At 63.9% G+C, this 14,663-nt stretch carries 16 protein-coding genes; 2 read left to right on the plus strand and 14 right to left on the minus strand.

Translation table 11 applies throughout. The annotated features are described in order from the left end of the window. Positions 1-29: 29 nt before the first annotated feature. Positions 30-287, plus strand: coding sequence for a hypothetical protein (locus A6V37_RS06445; RefSeq protein WP_064271230.1), 258 nt, complete (start codon positions 30-32; stop codon positions 285-287). A 48-nt stretch (positions 288-335) separates the two neighbouring features. Further along, positions 336-797: a GNAT family N-acetyltransferase gene (locus tag A6V37_RS06450; RefSeq protein ID WP_064271229.1), complete on the plus strand. Its 462-nt coding sequence runs from the start codon at positions 336-338 to the stop codon at positions 795-797. A gap of 103 nt (positions 798-900) precedes the next feature. Here the strand turns inward: A6V37_RS06450 and A6V37_RS06455 are convergent, their stop codons facing one another. Genes A6V37_RS06455 through A6V37_RS06520 form a run of 14 tightly spaced genes read right to left on the minus strand, consistent with a single transcriptional unit; the run spans position 901 to position 14,290 of the window. Further along, a complete protein-coding gene (locus A6V37_RS06455) occupies positions 901-2,304 on the minus strand; it encodes an MFS transporter (RefSeq protein WP_064271228.1) in 1,404 nt (467 codons plus the stop codon). Between the two features lie 25 nt (positions 2,305-2,329). Next, a complete protein-coding gene (locus A6V37_RS06460; RefSeq protein ID WP_064271227.1) occupies positions 2,330-3,595 on the minus strand; it encodes an NAD(P)/FAD-dependent oxidoreductase in 1,266 nt (421 codons plus the stop codon). Continuing rightward, complete coding sequence (locus A6V37_RS06465; RefSeq protein ID WP_064271226.1) at positions 3,588-4,553, minus strand: VOC family protein; 966 nt, start codon at positions 4,551-4,553, stop codon at positions 3,588-3,590. Before A6V37_RS06465 ends, A6V37_RS06460 begins: the two co-directional genes overlap by 8 nt. A 13-nt stretch (positions 4,554-4,566) precedes the next feature. Next, positions 4,567-6,057, minus strand: coding sequence for an aldehyde dehydrogenase (locus A6V37_RS06470; protein WP_064271299.1), 1,491 nt, complete (start codon positions 6,055-6,057; stop codon positions 4,567-4,569). Positions 6,058-6,111: 54 nt separating this feature from the next. Continuing rightward, positions 6,112-6,942, minus strand: coding sequence for an aspartate dehydrogenase (locus A6V37_RS06475; protein ID WP_064271225.1), 831 nt, complete (start codon positions 6,940-6,942; stop codon positions 6,112-6,114). Then, a complete protein-coding gene (locus tag A6V37_RS06480; protein ID WP_064285865.1) occupies positions 6,935-8,593 on the minus strand; it encodes a thiamine pyrophosphate-binding protein in 1,659 nt (552 codons plus the stop codon). Before A6V37_RS06480 ends, A6V37_RS06475 begins: the two co-directional genes overlap by 8 nt. Continuing rightward, positions 8,586-9,395, minus strand: coding sequence for an SDR family oxidoreductase (locus A6V37_RS06485; protein ID WP_064271223.1), 810 nt, complete (start codon positions 9,393-9,395; stop codon positions 8,586-8,588). The genes A6V37_RS06480 and A6V37_RS06485 overlap by 8 nt, the downstream gene beginning before the upstream one ends. Beyond that, complete coding sequence (locus A6V37_RS06490; RefSeq protein ID WP_064271222.1) at positions 9,392-10,279, minus strand: IclR family transcriptional regulator; 888 nt, start codon at positions 10,277-10,279, stop codon at positions 9,392-9,394. Before A6V37_RS06490 ends, A6V37_RS06485 begins: the two co-directional genes overlap by 4 nt. Further along, positions 10,280-11,170 carry an alpha/beta fold hydrolase gene (locus tag A6V37_RS06495; protein WP_064271221.1) on the minus strand — a complete coding sequence of 297 codons (891 nt, stop codon included), beginning with the start codon at positions 11,168-11,170 and terminating at the stop codon, positions 10,280-10,282. A gap of 37 nt (positions 11,171-11,207) precedes the next feature. Further along, complete coding sequence (locus tag A6V37_RS06500; protein ID WP_064271220.1) at positions 11,208-11,735, minus strand: cupin domain-containing protein; 528 nt, start codon at positions 11,733-11,735, stop codon at positions 11,208-11,210. 26 nt (positions 11,736-11,761) lie between these two features. After that, positions 11,762-12,529 (minus strand): SDR family oxidoreductase, encoded by a 768-nt coding sequence (locus A6V37_RS06505; protein WP_064271219.1) that lies wholly within the window; start codon positions 12,527-12,529, stop codon positions 11,762-11,764. Further along, entirely contained in the window at positions 12,522-13,613 is a 1,092-nt protein-coding gene (locus tag A6V37_RS06510; RefSeq protein WP_064271218.1) for an aromatic ring-hydroxylating dioxygenase subunit alpha, read from the minus strand. The genes A6V37_RS06505 and A6V37_RS06510 overlap by 8 nt, the downstream gene beginning before the upstream one ends. Before the next feature lie 49 nt (positions 13,614-13,662). Beyond that, a complete protein-coding gene (locus A6V37_RS06515) occupies positions 13,663-13,974 on the minus strand; it encodes a recombinase-like helix-turn-helix domain-containing protein (protein WP_064271217.1) in 312 nt (103 codons plus the stop codon). Between the two features lies 1 nt (position 13,975). Beyond that, a complete protein-coding gene (locus A6V37_RS06520) occupies positions 13,976-14,290 on the minus strand; it encodes a non-heme iron oxygenase ferredoxin subunit (protein ID WP_064271216.1) in 315 nt (104 codons plus the stop codon). Between the last annotated feature and the right edge of the window lie 373 nt (positions 14,291-14,663).

A 14,663-nucleotide genomic window follows, 5' to 3' on the forward strand; every position in this document is an offset into this window, starting at 1 on the left:
CCGACTATCGACAGAGAAAGGCCGACGCCATGAACACGCATGCACAAGGAACCGCAGCCGCGCGGCCGGGCTATGGCCTCGTGGCAACGTCCTGTGTGGCGCTGGCGTGCGCCGCGTATGCTTATTACGCGCTCGAACCGGCTGCAACGGCGCGGGCCACGCTGGATGCCTGCGTGCGCGAACGTGTCGCACAGCGCAGTTACGCGGCGAGCCCGGCTACTGTCGCCAACGCAGACCGCGAGCAGGCGCTGAGCGCGGCGCTCTACGCCTGCTCGACTCAGCCTTAGCATCGGTGGCCGATTCGTTTGCCGCCATCACTTAACGAGGAACCGTGTATGTCCGATTCGATTCAAATCCGCTCCGTCACGCGTGACGACTTCGACGCGTGGCTGCCGCTCTGGGATGCGTACAACGCGTTCTATGGCCGCTCGGGGGAAACGGCGTTGCCGCGCGAGATCACGCAAATAACGTGGGAACGTTTCTTCGACGGGTATGAGCCGATGCACGCGTTTGTTGCGGAACGCAATGGCAAGATAGTCGGCCTTGTGCACTTCCTGTATCACCGTCACACGACGATGGCGGGCCCGACCTGCTATCTGCAAGACCTGTACACACTCGAAAGCGAGCGCGGCAAAGGTGTGGGGCGTGCGTTGATCGAGGCGGTGTATGTGCGCGCCAAGGCTGATGGTTCGCAGCGCGTCTACTGGCAGACGCATGAAACGAATCAGACCGCGATGAAGCTGTATGACAAGGTGGCTGACCGGTCGGGGTTTGTGGTGTATCGCAAGGCGTTGTGATTGCGTAAAAACAAAGGGCGCACCACCCAGTGCGCCCTTCGTCTCCCTACTATCGCGGTACTACGACATCAACCGCCCACCAAACTCATCACCACGGCGAACTTCAAGCCTCCAGTTGCTCCAGCACCTTGCCCTTGGTTTCAATGCCAAGAAAGTGCACCGCCACCGCCGCAAGAAACGGCACGGCCGCGAGGATATAGAACGCCACCTGCAGATTCCCGCCGATCATCGTCTTCGACACGATAGCCGGCGCGAAGATCGCCGCCACCTTCAGCCACGCGCCGCCCACGCCGCAACCCATCGCGCGGATGCTGGTCGGATAGAGTTCCGGCGTATAGACATAAGCCGTGATAAATCCGCAAGCGAGGAAACCCAGTGAGAAAGCACAGCACGTCGCCACCACATACACCGACGAGTCGTGAAAAATACCCGCCAGCAGCAGCGAAATAGCACACGCCACGAACGACAGATTGATAATCGGCTTACGCCCCACCTTGTCGACCAGCAACGCACAAGTCAGCGAACCCACCACACCGAGTACGGAAGCGGCCACCGCCAGATTCAGCGCGAGTTGCAGCGGCGCGTGATAAATCGTGCGGTAGATCGTCGGCAGCCAGGTCGACAGACCATACTGAATGAAACCGCAGGTGACCCACAGCATCGCCACCGCCAACGTACGCTTCAGATACGCCGGACCGAACAGGTCACCCATACGGCGCTTCGGATGACGATTGGCCATCGCATCGAACTCAGCCGAATGCACCACCGGCGGCAACGGCCCCTTCACGGCACGCTCGAACGCATGCACGGCAACATCTGCATCGGCCATCCGTTCGCGTTCGGCGAGCCAGCGCGGCGATTCCGGCACCAGCCTGCGCAGCACGAAGAACAGAATCAGCGGCATGCCGCCAATAAAGTACATGGCTTGCCAGCCGAAACGCGGCACGATCCACGCGCCCAATGCATTCGACGCAAGCAGGCCGACCGGAAAAACAATTTCATACAGGAGCACGAAACGTCCACGGCCATGCGCACGGCTAATCTCGTTGATGTAAGTCGCGGCCACCGGCAATTCGCCACCGAGCCCGAGACCCTGAATCACGCGCAAGGCAACGAACACCGCAAAGGTCGGTGCAAAACCACACGCAATACTGGTGACACCGATGATTCCCGAACTCAACGCAATCGCCTTCACGCGGCCGTTGCGCTCCGCAAACCACGGGAAGACGAACGCGCCGATCAGTTGCCCGACGGAGCCGGAGCCGATCAGGAAGCCGATTTCCCACGGCGTCAGATGCCACTTCGCGATCAGGATAGGCAGCGTGGCCGCGATCGCGATCACGTCGAAGCCGTCGAAGAACGTCGCTAGACCGATCAGTATGCGTGCGCGCACCTGCATCGCATTCTTGGGCAAACGCTCCAGACGCGCAATGATCGAGCCTCGTGTCTCAGTGCCTGAAACGCCGGCACTGCTGCGGTCTCCTATTGTGTTATCGATAGTTCTCATGCCGTTGTGCCGTCCGTATATATGGTTAGGCAAGCGCCGTCGAGGCGTCGGTCAGGGTGGCAAGGTCGATGGTCCGGCCTTGGTTCATCCATTTGCGCGACAGTTTCAGTTCGCGCGGTGTGTTGATCGCGATCACGCCGCGAATCGCGTCGTCTTCCAGATGGAACAGCGTGGCGCGTTTGCCCGCCAGATCGCCGCGCACTGCAAGCTGCGCATCGGCCGGAATGTCGCCGAGAATCTGCAGGTTCACGTCGTACTGATCGGACCAGAACCACGGAATGTCCGCATACGGTTCAAAGTTGCCGAGCAGCGCTTTCGCCACGGAGATCGCCTGGTTCTGCGCGTTGGCCCACGATTCGAGGCGCACGCGGCGCTTGAGCCATGCGCTTGGATGGTTCGCCACGTCGCCGCACGCGAAAATGCGCGGGTCGTCGGTGGCGCCGAAATGATCGACCACCACGCCGTCGTCCACCTTTACACCGGCGGCTTCCGCCAGCGCCGTGTGCGGCGTGAGACCGATGCCGGCGACCGCGAAGTCGGCATCGAGCGTCGAGCCGTCCGCGAAGGTGGCGCGAATCCGGTTGGCGTCGTTGGGATGATCTTCGAGCTTCGTCAGCGATGCTTTCAGGCGCACGTCCACGCCGTTCGCGCGATGCAGGTCGAGCAGGAAGCGCGACACCAGCGGCGGCAACGAACGCGCGCACAGACGCGGCGCGCCTTCCACCACGGTCGCCTCGACGCCGAGCTTGCGCGCCGTGGCCGCAACCTCCAGGCCGATCCAGCCGCCGCCCACCACCAGCACGCGCTTGCTCGCCCGCAACCGTTCGCCGAGCGCGACGGCTTCGTCGAGCGTGCGCAGGTAAGCGATGTGCGAGGTCTGCACGAGGGAATCCGGCAAACGGCGGGCCGCGCCGCCGGTGGCGATCACCAGACGGTCGTACTGCACCTCGCGGCCCGACTGCGTGCGCACGATGCGCTGGGCACGGTCGATCGCGGTCGCGCTATCCGGCTGCCACGCTTCGACATTCAGCGCGTCGAAGTCGTCGGGCTTCACGAGCCGCACGGTTTCGATATCCGCTTCGCCTGCGAGCACGGCCTTCGAGAGCGGCGGGCGCTCGTATGGCAAGTGGACCTCGTCGGCGATCATCACGAGGCGGCCGTCAAAGCCTTCCCTGCGCAAGGTCTTGACGACCCAGCCGGCCGCCTGACCGCCGCCGATCACGACGATCGTGCGCGGCGCTTCGAGTCCAGCATGGGCGGCTTGCGCCTTTGCAACAGCAGCGTCAGTCATTTTTACGCTCCGTCATGAATTTGCCCTCGGGCGCCTTGGCGTTTTTCTGGCGCCGCGTATTGCCGTCGAGGCCGCCGTCGATCGCCCATTCGGCGAACACGGTCGGACCCGGCTCGAAGTCGCGCGGCTGCCAGGCGGGCGTGAGCTGGTCTTCGTCGGCGTAGTACTCGATCAGGCCGCCAGCCGGGTTCTGGAAGTACCAGAAGTAAGCCGACGACACCGGATGACGCCCCGGCCCGAGCTGCGTGTCCCAGCCGCAACGGCTGATATGCATGCCGCCGCCGAACACTTCGTGAATGTCGCGCACGGTGAACGCCACGTGATTCAGGCCGCGTTTGCCACCGGGCAAGGCCAGCAGGAAGATGTCGTGATGGCCGCCGTGTGGCGCGCAGCGCATGAACGCGCCACGGCCCGGATAACGGTCGGACATCTCGAAGCCGAGCAGATCCTGATAGAACTTTTCCTGTTCGGCGAGACAGTTCGTGAAGAACACCACGTGACCCACTTCGACGGGCTCGGCGCGTTCGTAGATCGTCGACGGCTGATCGACGCGCAGCATCTGGCCCCACACGTTCGAGGGCGAGCCGTGCACGTCGAGCGCACGCTTGCGCGTCACTTCAACGCGAATCGCCATGCCGTTCGGGTCGATGCAACCCACCGCGTCGGCGGTTTCGAAGTGGCCCGGCTGACCTTTGAAGCGGCCGCGCAGTGCGTCGAGTTCGGCTTGCGTCGCGACGCCCCACGTCACCTCGCGCAGCGTCGAGCCTTCCTCGAACGCGGGCGGCAGAGACGGATCGTTCGCGTCCACCACGAGAATCGTGCAGCCGTTCAGCGTTTCGAAGCGCGCGCGCGTTTCGTCGTGTGCGACTTCCTTCAGGCCCCAGTCCGCGAAAAAGCGGCGGCAGGTGGCGAGATCCGTCACGCCGTAGGTAATCTGTTCAATGCCGAGAATCGTCATAACTGCCTCTTGCCTAGTTCGCCCACGCCAGCGGCGCGTCGTTCAAGCCCCAGTAGAGGCTCTTCTGTTGCATGTATTCGCGGATGCCGAGACGGCCTTTCTCGCGTCCCATGCCGCTCTCTTTCCAGCCGCTGAACGGCGTCGAGATCGAGAACAGCTTGTAGGTGTTGATCCAGATGGTGCCGGCTTCGAGCGCGCGGGCAATCCGGTAAGCGCGCTTGTAGTCGCGCGTCCAGATGCCGGCGGCGAGGCCGAACACACTGTTGTTCGCTTCTTTCAGCAGCGAGGCTTCGTCGTCGAACGGCATCGCCACCAGCACCGGGCCGAAGATTTCTTCCTGGCAGATGCGGGCGTTGTTGGTCAGCCCTTCGAGAATCGTCGGCTGGAAATAGGTGCCCGCTTCGCGGCCGTCTCCGACCGGACGCTCGCCGCCGCACAACAGGCGGCCGCCTTCTTCCAGACCCAGCGCGACATAACGCTCGACCGTTTCGCGGTGCGCCGCCGTGATCAGCGGACCCATCTGCGTTTGTTCGCGCGACGGATCGCCCACGCGCAGCTTGCGCGCGCCTTCCGCGAGACGCGCCATGAACGCGTCGTAAATCGAGCGCTGCACGAACAGGCGCGAACCCGCGATGCACGCCTCGCCCGACGAACTGAAAATGCCGTACAGCACGCCGTTCACCGCGTGATCGAGATCGGCGTCGTCGAACACGATGGTCGGCGACTTGCCGCCGAGTTCGAGCGAAACCGGCATCAGCTTGTCCGCGGCAATGCGCGCGATGTTGCGGCCCACTTCGGTGCCGCCCGTGAACGACACTTTCTTCACGAGCGGATGACGCACCAGCACGTCGCCGATCACCGAGCCCTTGCCCGGCAGCACGCTGATCACGCCCTTCGGCACACCGGCTTCTTCGCAGATGCGCGCCAACGCCAGCGACACCAGCGGCGTCACCTCAGCCGGCTTCAGCACCACGGCATTGCCGCCCGCGAGAGCCGGCGCCAGCTTCTGCGCGTCCGACGCGATCGGCGAATTCCACGGCGTAATCGCGGCGATCACACCGATCGGCTCGTAGAGGCTCATCGTCAGATAATCGCCGCGCGAGGGCGTGACTTCTTCGTCGAGCGTTTCGAGGCAAGCGGCGAAATAGCGGAAGGTGTTCGCCGCGCTCGCCACGAGCACGCGCGTTTCGCCGATCGGCTTGCCGTTGTCGCGGCGCTGCAATTGCGCGAGCGCTTCGTGGCGCGCCATGATCAGGTCGGCGATGCGGTACAGAATCAACGCGCGTTGATGCGGCTTGAGACCCGACCAATCGGCCTTGCGCCAGGCGATGTCCGCGGCTTCCACGGCTTCGCAGGCGTCGTCGGCATTGGCCGTCGAGATTTCCATGTTGACCGACTGATCCGCCGGATACAGGCTTTTGTACGGGTTGCCACGCCCTTGCCGCCATTCGCCGCCAATGAAAATGTCGCCGGTGGGCACGAGGCTGGTATCGAAGTGAGTCATGTCGGTCATTCCGGTTTGCTTCGGGTTTGCTTCGGGTTTGCTTCTGCTATTGGCTTAAATCACACAGCGCGCCGCGCGGTTGCGCAGCGCACGCATCGCGCTATAAGCGGTCAGCGCGGACGTCTTGGGGTTGTCCGGCAGCGGCTTGCCGCACATTTCCAGCGACATCTCGCCGAATGCGCCGCGCGCCACGATGCGGTGCACGTTGCGCGTCACGTTCGGGTCCGCGATCAGCCGAACCCGGGTCTGGTCCAGACCGAGGCCGGCCAGCGCGATCGTCGCGGCAACGTTGGCGTTCTTCGGATACAGACGCGCCGCTTCGCGCGCGCTGCCTTCGAAAATCACCTTCTCTTCGTTCAGCGTGGTCAGATCGCAGAGCTGTTCCGCCGGCGTGCCGAGCCATCCCGTAGGCGGCTTGCGGCCCGTGTACAACACCTCGTCGAGACCGCCGAGCTTGGCCGCGGCCAGCGCGTCCACTCCGCCGATTGCGCCCGAGAGCAGCGTCAGCGTGGCGTCGCCTTCATCGGCGGCGGCGGCGAGCGTGTCGAGCAGCACCATGTCGGACAGCGCGCCGATCGACGCCACCGCGCAGTCCGTGCCGGCTTTCAGCAACGGCACCACGTGATCGACCAGCGCGCTATGTCCCGCGCATTCCAGCGCGAAATGCGGCTGGCTGCTCAATGCCGACACGGAGGCCACCACATCCACCGAGCCGCCCACTACTTCACGCACCGAAGCCATGTGGCGCTCCGGCACGATCACGTGCGACACGCGCACGGTCGGATCGGCGGCAACCGAGCGGTACACCGCCTGGCCGATCGCGCCGAAGCCGATCATCGCGACGTCGACGGGTGCGTGATGCCCCGCGTAGCCGGGTTCATGCATGTTCAGGCTCCTGTGCCTTGACCGGCGGGCCCGCGAACGCGGTGGCGAACGAGCCGACCGACAGCATGTCGACTTCGACCAGCACCGGGCCGGTCTTCGCCATGCCTTCGCGGATGATCGCTTCGGCCTGGTCGAGCGATTTGATGCGATAGTGCGTGAGCTTCAGGCTCTCGCAGAACTGCGCGAAATCCGGCTGGTGCAGATCGACGTAGCAACGGCGGCCGCCGTAGTGCGCGTCCTGAATGTTGCGGATCACGCCGTAGCACTGGTCGTTCATCAGCACGATCATCACGTTGGCGTTTTCCTGCACGGCCGTCGCGAGTTCGCCGACGTTGACCATCAGGCCGCCATCGCCGACGAGACACACGGTCTTCGCCGCGCTGCCCGCGAGCGCCGCACCGATGCCCATCTGCATGCCCTGGCCGATGCCGCCGCCGAGTGCGTGCACGCCCGCGCGCGGCGAGAAAATCTTCAGCATGCGGTTGCCCCACGTGCTGTTCGAGATCGTGACGTCGCGCACCCAGTTGTAGTCGCGGCCCACCGCCTCTTGCAGCGCATCGACGAGACGCTTGTAGGGACCAAGGCCCTTGCCCACATCGGCAACCGCGATTTCGCGTGCGGCGGCCAGATCCTGCGCGAACGCCGGATCGACCTGCAGGCGGCCTTCGAGCAGCGTCGCCAGTTCGTCGAGAACGGCCGATGCGTCGCCGTGAATGAACATCTCGTTGCGGTAGCCGCGGTTATCGGCGAGCGCGTCGGCGTCGATGCGATACAACGGTTGCGGCAGCGCGAGCTTGTACTTCAGCGTTTCATTGCCACGCAGACGCGAGCCCACCACCAGCAGCGCGTCGCACGTCTTATAGAAGCTCTCGACCGACGCGTGCACGTTGAATGCGCCGAGTGTGGCCGGATGATCTTCCGGCAGCACGCCGCGGCCCTGCACGCTCGTCACGACGCCGAAGCCCAGCGCCACCAGACGCTCGACCGCCTTGGTCGCGTGGCGCGTGCCGCCGCCCAGCCACAGGAGCGGACGCTTGGCCGTGGCCAGCGAGTCCGCGAGTTGCGCGACGCGCTGTTTGCAATGCGTGAGCGTGGTGACGTGCGGTGCGCCCAGATCGGCGGGCCATTCGATTTCAGCGGCTTGAATGTCGATTGGAATCTCGACGCTGACCGGACCGCTCGGCGCGGTTTGCGCAACGCGCACGGCTTCGCGGATGGTCGGCAGCGCGGTTTCGACCGAACGCACGCGGAACGCGGCCTTCGAGATCGACGACAGCATCGACAGTTGATCCGGTGCTTCGTGGATATACGCGAGGTCCTGATCGAGGTATTCGGTTTCGATCTGGCCGGTGACGTGCAGCAATGCCGTGCCCGCCGTCAACGCTTCGACCATCGCGCCCGCCGCGTTGCCCGCCGCGGTGCCGGTGCTCGTGAACGCGACGCCGAGGCCGCCGGAGACGCGTGCGAGGCCGTCGGCCATGTTCACCGCGCCCGCTTCGCCGCGCGGGCCGACGTAGCGGATCTTGCCGCGGTTGTGGATCGCGTCGAGGATCGGCATGTTATGGATCGAGATCACGCCAAATGCGGTTTGAACGCCGCATTGCTCGAGAAAAGCGGCGATCAGCTCGCCAACGGTGGTTTTGTTAGACATGTCGTGCAACGCCTCCAGAAACATCGATATGACTGCCCGTCGTGTAGGACGACAGCGTCGTAGCCAGATAAAAGAGCGCTTGAGCGGCTTCTTCGGGGCGACCGAAGCGGCCTAGCGGAATGTTTTTCTTGCGTGCCAGTTCGGCGGTCCAGTCTTCCCAGCTCTGCCCCGGCTGCGCCTGCTCCGCATAACGGCGGCGCCACTGACCCGATTCGACAATGCCGATCAGAATCGAATTGACGCGGATGCGCTGCGGCGCGAGTTCCACCGCGAGCGACTTGAGCAGGTTCTGCACACCGGCGCGCGCCGACGAGGTCGCCACCATGTGCGGCTCGGGTTGCAGCGCGAGCAGCGAGTTCACGCAGACCACCGACGCGTTGTGGCCGGCCCCGGCCACGTCGCGCAGCATCGGCAGAAACGCGCGGGTCGGACGGATCACGCTGAAATACTTCAGTTCGAGTTCTTCGCGCCAGGCGTCGTCGGTCGTGTCGGCGAAGGTCGACACTCGGCCCTGGCCGGCGTTGTTCACCAGCATGTCGGCGCGGCCGAAGCGCGTCTGCACCGCTTGCGCGAATGCGTTGACGTCGTCGGCATCGAGCACGTCGCAGCGCTGCGCGAGCAATTGCGAGGCGGGGAACTGCTCCTTCAGCGCGGCTTCCGCCTGCGCGAGCCGCTCGGTGTCGCGGCCGCAGATCGCGACCGAGGTGCCGGCGCGCAAAAACAGTTCGGCGGTGGCGAGGCCAATGCCGGACGAACCGCCCGTCACTACCGCTACCTGCCCGGTCAAGTCGATTTGAATCATCGGAGTCCCAGTGCTTTCATGTATTTGCTGCCCGCATTCGGCCCGCCTTTGGGCCGGTAGTTGAGCCGCTGCGATAGTTCGTCGGCCGCGCGGCGGACCTTGTCGATCAGGCCGCTGTCGAGCAGCGACGCATCGATCTCGTGGCGCGGAATGGTCGTCGTAATGACAGCGACGATGCGGCCCGTGTCGTTGCGCACCGGTGCGCTAACCACCGAAATGCCGCGCTCGAACGACGACTCGCTGATCGCGAAACCGCGCCGCGCATCGTCGCGCACCCGCTCGTAGAGATCTTCGACGGTGGCGGGCGTCTGCTTCGTGAAGCGCTCGAGTTCCGGCTCGGGATAGAGCTTCTTCAGGTCGTCGAGCGTCATGTCGCCCATCAGCACCTGACCGTGCGTCGTGGCATGCGCCGGCAGGCGTGTGCCCACGTTGACCTTCACCGAGCTGAAAATCGGCGCGTGGCTTTGTGCCTTGGCGACGAACACGACATCGCGTCCGTCGCGAATCACGATGTGGCTCGTCAAACCCGTTTCCGACCGCAGCGCTTCGATGATCGGCAGACCGAGATCGGTCAATTCGAGCGAGCTCAGATATTCGAAACCGAGCCGCAGCACCGCGACGCCGAGACGATAGTTGCGGTCCTTGTCTGCGCGCTCGAGAAAGCCGAGCGATTCGAGGGTTTGCAGCAGACGGAATACGGTCGTGCGCGGGATCTTCAGGCGCCTGGACAATTCCGGTGCGCCGAGAACCGGTTCACGAGGCGAAAATTCCGTGAGAATCTTCAGGCCGCGTTCGAGACCCGGCACCCGGTAGCTAGATTCGCTGCCGGTGTCGTTGCGGCCATCGTCCGCATCGCGCTCGGGGTTAATGATCTCGGGCGTCATTCACTGGCTCCGTTGTCTGTCGCTCGCGCGGCAGAACGTGTCGATGATCGCGGTGTACGCGGCGGGGGCTTCGATATAGCCGGCGTGCCCCGCGCGAGGCACGACCTGCAAGGGGGTGTCCGCAGCCAGCGCGAGTCGCTCGCAAGCCGCGGGGGATGTAATGGTGTCGTCGGCGCCGACCGCCACGTTGACGCGGCCCCGGTAGCGCGCGAGGTCAGCGGCAAGATCGGCGTTGGCGAGCAGATGGGTCGCTTGCGCGTAGCCGTGCGGGATCACGCGCGCCATGTTCCAGCGCACCCAGGCGCGCGCTTCGTCGCTCGCGTGCGCTGACAGCATATTGCTGCTGCGTTGTTCGGCCAGGCCTTGCGGACCAAGTTCGTTCAGCATCGCGAGGCGCTGATCGCGTTTGCTTGCACGCACCTCGGCGGATGCCGCGCCGTAGCCACCTGCCGGAGAGAGCAGCAGCAAACCGGCCACACGTTGCGGGTTCACCGCTGCAAACGCGCCGGCGATGATCGCGCCGAGCGAATGGCCGAGCAGCACACAACGTTCGATACCGAGCGCGTCAAGCCATTCCTTCAGCACAGCCGCGTAATCGGCCGCGGCGGGGGATTCGCCCGCGACCGGCGTGGAAGCGCCGTAACCCGGTGCATCCCACGCCAGCACACGACGCGTCTGTCCGAGTACTTCGAACTGCTGCACCCACGAAGCCGCGCCCGAACCGATACCGTGCAGCAACACGAGCGGCAGCGCAGTGCCGTTTGTGCTATCGGCTTCGCGATAGCTCACAGCGCGTTGCGATGCCAGCCCGATCTGCTGCGCCGGAAAGCGCGCAAGGCGTGCTTCGAGCGAGGCGTGCTGATCGGCGGTGGCGGATGGGACTGCGGACATGATTTCCTTCGCGGGTGAGTCTGGAACGAACGGCGGCTTAGCGCTTGAGCTTGGCGAGCGGCGAATCCGGCGGATAAGTCGGCGTGATCGGCTTCGGCGAACCGAGCATCACGCACATCAGCGCGTCTTCCTCGCCGACGTTGACTTCCGTGCGGTACACGCCCGGCGGCACGGAGATCAGGTCGCGCTCGCCCAGTTCGGCTTCCCACGTTTCACCGTCTTTCTCGCAGATCACCTTCATCTTGCCGCGCAGCACGAAGAAAATTTCTTCGACGTCCATATGAATATGGCTCGGACCGATGTTGCCGGCCGGAATCACCATCGTCGAGAACGTGAAGCCGCCGGCGGGCACCGTGTTCACGTCTTTCGCGACACCCGTGCCGCCCGTGCCGACATAGCGCATTTGCGCGCGGCGATACTTTGGGTCGTAGTCGGCCTGGAACTTCAGCGCGTCCCAGTCATAGCGACGCGTTGCGAGGCGCGCGACGCGGCTGTCCAGCCATTGCGCAAAGCTCGCGTCCGCGGGCTGTTCCCACGATTTGCGTTCGGTATCGGCGTCCGCCATCTCTTTCTCCTTTCGATTCGACAAGATCAATTCATCACGAAGCCGCCGTTGACCGGCAGCAGTTGGCCAGTCACAAAGCGTGCGGCGTCGGACAACAGGAACAGCACCGGCCCGGTCACGTCGTCGGGCACTTGTGCGCGCGTGAGCGCGCGGCCTTGCAGGTAATACTGGTGACGCTCGGCGGGCACATAGGCGGTCGCCTCGACTTCGGTCAGTCCCGGCGCAATCGCGTTGACGGTCACCTGATGGGCGCCGAATTCGCGTGCCAGCGACCGGGTCATGGAAATCACCGCGCCCTTGCTCGCCACATAGGCGAGCAGCTTCGGTGCGCCCCACATCGCCGTATCCGAGGCGATGTTGACGATGCTGCCGCGGTGCGAGTCGCGCAAATACGGCAGCGCGGCGGTGCTCATCAGCCAGGTGCCACGCACGTTGACGTTCATCACGGCGTCCCACGTCTCGACTGACAACTCGTCGGCGAACTTGCCGCCGGAATTGGTGATGGCCGCGTTGTTGATCAGTGCGTCGAGACCGCCGAGGCGTGCTGCGGCCTGATCGGCGAATTCCCGGATGCTGACGGGATCGGCGAGGTCGAGCGGCAGGTAGGTCGCCGCGTGGCCTTGCTCGACGAGCGATGCCGCAAGCGCGCGGCCTTCGTCGTGCAACACGTCGCCGAACACCACCTGAGCGCCGGCTTGCACCAGCGCGCGGACGAACGCCGCGCCAAGACCGCGCGCGCCGCCCGTCACCAGGACGCGCCGGCCGTTGAGCGCTGCGGGCGCGTCGTTATGCATGGCTGTGGCCTGCTTCGGTCGAAGCCGGCGTAGCGCTGGCCGCTTGAGCGCGATGCGCGTCCAGATCGGCGAAGTCCTGCTGCGCGCGCTGACGCAACATGCGGCGCACGCGCGTCATGCCGACGTCGTGCTGATAGAGGAATTCGTGATTGCGCGCATTCGGCGCCATGCTTTCCAACACGTAGCGGTCTTGCTCAAGCACGTCCCAATGCAGGCCTTCCAGACGGTTGCGGTACATGAAGCGCCATGCGTCGCGCTGCCAGCCTTGCACCTTGCGGGTACGCCAGAAGTAGACCTGGCAGTTGTCTTCGTCGACGGGAACGGCGAAGCCGATGATCCCGAAGTTGCCGCCCGGGCCGAACTTCTTCTTGTACGGAATCGCGAGGCGCATCCACAGGCAGCCGGTTTCGCCGAGTTCCACCCAGTCGAAGTTCACGTCGCGCTGGCCGACCTTTTCGAACATCAAGCCGGTTTCGGTCTTGCGCACGCGCATGTCGGCCTGCTTGTCGCCTTCGGCCATCGAGTGCGAGGTCGCGTGCAGATACGCGCCGTGCATCGGGTCCATCACGTTGTCGATCGCGTACTGGTAATTGCACTTCCAGTTCGACATGCACAGGAAGCTCGCGTATTCCTCGCCGACCAGTTCTTCCGGCAGCACCAGCGGCGTGGGTTCCTTATGCGCTTCGTCGCCGAACCACAGGAAGATCGCACCGGCATGCTCTTCGACCGGATAGGACTTCACGCACTTCTGGCCTTCCAGCGGGCAGTTCGACACGGCCGGTACTTTGGTGACCGTGCCGCCGCCGTCGATTTCAATGCCGTGATACCAGCACGCGACGCTGCCGCCGAGATTCCAGCCGAGCGACAGGCGCGCGCCACGATGCGGGCAGCGGTCTTCGAGCGCGCGGACTTTGCCTTCGTTGTCGCGCCACAGCACGATCTGGTCGCCGAGGCGCGTGATGCCGATCGGCGCATTGCCGACTTGCCAGCTCGGCGCAACGGGATACCAGTAGTTGCGCAGGCCTTTGTTCAGGTACGCCTGGATCGGATCGGCCGCGCCTTGAGTGGTGTTGGGGGACGTCATGAAGAGACTCCGGATACGGATGCGATGAAACGTGTTCGGGAAAGCGCGCTTATTCGGCGAGCAGGCGGAATTCGGCGGCGAGGCGCTCGCCGTCCCACGCTAGGCCTTCCGGGGTGCGGAAGCCAACGCGATTCAAACCGTCGACCACTTCCTGCAACTCCACTGCGCCGGCTTCAAAAACCTGTTCAAGCGCGTCGCCGAAGTCGTTTTCATACTGGGTCGGCTCGGCCTTGCGCGTTTGCCAGATGAAGTTGCCGGTCTCGCCCGGCTTTTCGATCACGCCTTTGCCCGCGACGTTGTTCGGCTGCGGCGCAAGCCACGGCTTCAGGAAGGGATTGAAGTTCACGGTTTGCTCTCGCATGTCATTCCACCTTGATCTGGATTTCTTCACCTGCGAGACGCACCGAGTACATCTTCAGGTCGCGGCCGCCGGGCTCTTTCAAGCACTTGCCGGTCGGGATATGGAACACGGCTTCGTGCAAGGGGCACTCGACGGTGTCGCCGTCAATAAAGCCCTGCGTCAGCAACGCATACGCATGGGGGCAGACGTTTTCCAGCGCGTACAGCGCATCGCCCACCTTGTAGATGCCGATTTCCGTGCCGTCGAGCTTGAACTCGAGCGGCGTGTCATCGGACAGGTCGCCGGCATGGCCGGCGCAGCGCCATTGTTCAGTCATTTCTCGCCTTCTCCTGAAGCCTTATGTTCCATACAAGGAACATCAGTTCGTGTATGGATAATTATAGGAGCGACCTTGGCGAGAGCAAATAAAAATCTGGACTGGTAGGGGAAAACACCGAGTGTGGCGCTCGCAAGACAGCGGCGGGTGGGCTGCGGCAACTATTGCGATCTCACGCTAAGCCTTTACAGGCTTAGGTTTGAGCATAATTTTCAGACAAATTCCGAAGCCTTCATGCGGGTTTGTACGGGGTCCAAAATTTTATTTTGACCACCTGAAGACTCACTATACTTTTCCATAGGCGATACAAACGCCCATAGGTGGAACATAAAGCGTGGCAGTTTTGGCGCATAAACCCAGAACTGCATTCAAC

It is taken from the genome of Paraburkholderia ginsengiterrae (assembly GCF_001645125.1).
Classification (GTDB): domain Bacteria; phylum Pseudomonadota; class Gammaproteobacteria; order Burkholderiales; family Burkholderiaceae; genus Paraburkholderia; species Paraburkholderia ginsengiterrae.

Excerpts from the sequence above, each read along its gene's own strand:
- A6V37_RS06475 (WP_064271225.1), bottom strand. The coding sequence starts at position 6,942 with ATGCATGAACCCGGCTACGCGGGGCATCACGCACCCGTCGACGTCGCG.
- A6V37_RS06515 (WP_064271217.1), bottom strand. The coding sequence starts at position 13,974 with ATGCGAGAGCAAACCGTGAACTTCAATCCCTTCCTGAAGCCGTGGCTT.
- A6V37_RS06470 (WP_064271299.1), bottom strand. The coding sequence starts at position 6,057 with ATGACTCACTTCGATACCAGCCTCGTGCCCACCGGCGACATTTTCATT.
- A6V37_RS06445 (WP_064271230.1), top strand. The coding sequence starts at position 30 with ATGAACACGCATGCACAAGGAACCGCAGCCGCGCGGCCGGGCTATGGC.
- A6V37_RS06460 (WP_064271227.1), bottom strand. The coding sequence starts at position 3,595 with ATGACTGACGCTGCTGTTGCAAAGGCGCAAGCCGCCCATGCTGGACTC.
- A6V37_RS06520 (WP_064271216.1), bottom strand. The coding sequence starts at position 14,290 with ATGACTGAACAATGGCGCTGCGCCGGCCATGCCGGCGACCTGTCCGAT.
- A6V37_RS06450 (WP_064271229.1), top strand. The coding sequence starts at position 336 with ATGTCCGATTCGATTCAAATCCGCTCCGTCACGCGTGACGACTTCGAC.
- A6V37_RS06495 (WP_064271221.1), bottom strand. The coding sequence starts at position 11,170 with ATGTCCGCAGTCCCATCCGCCACCGCCGATCAGCACGCCTCGCTCGAA.
- A6V37_RS06465 (WP_064271226.1), bottom strand. The coding sequence starts at position 4,553 with ATGACGATTCTCGGCATTGAACAGATTACCTACGGCGTGACGGATCTC.
- A6V37_RS06490 (WP_064271222.1), bottom strand. The coding sequence starts at position 10,279 with ATGACGCCCGAGATCATTAACCCCGAGCGCGATGCGGACGATGGCCGC.
- A6V37_RS06480 (WP_064285865.1), bottom strand. The coding sequence starts at position 8,593 with ATGTCTAACAAAACCACCGTTGGCGAGCTGATCGCCGCTTTTCTCGAG.
- A6V37_RS06510 (WP_064271218.1), bottom strand. The coding sequence starts at position 13,613 with ATGACGTCCCCCAACACCACTCAAGGCGCGGCCGATCCGATCCAGGCG.
- A6V37_RS06500 (WP_064271220.1), bottom strand. The coding sequence starts at position 11,735 with ATGGCGGACGCCGATACCGAACGCAAATCGTGGGAACAGCCCGCGGAC.
- A6V37_RS06485 (WP_064271223.1), bottom strand. The coding sequence starts at position 9,395 with ATGATTCAAATCGACTTGACCGGGCAGGTAGCGGTAGTGACGGGCGGT.
- A6V37_RS06505 (WP_064271219.1), bottom strand. The coding sequence starts at position 12,529 with ATGCATAACGACGCGCCCGCAGCGCTCAACGGCCGGCGCGTCCTGGTG.
- A6V37_RS06455 (WP_064271228.1), bottom strand. The coding sequence starts at position 2,304 with ATGAGAACTATCGATAACACAATAGGAGACCGCAGCAGTGCCGGCGTT.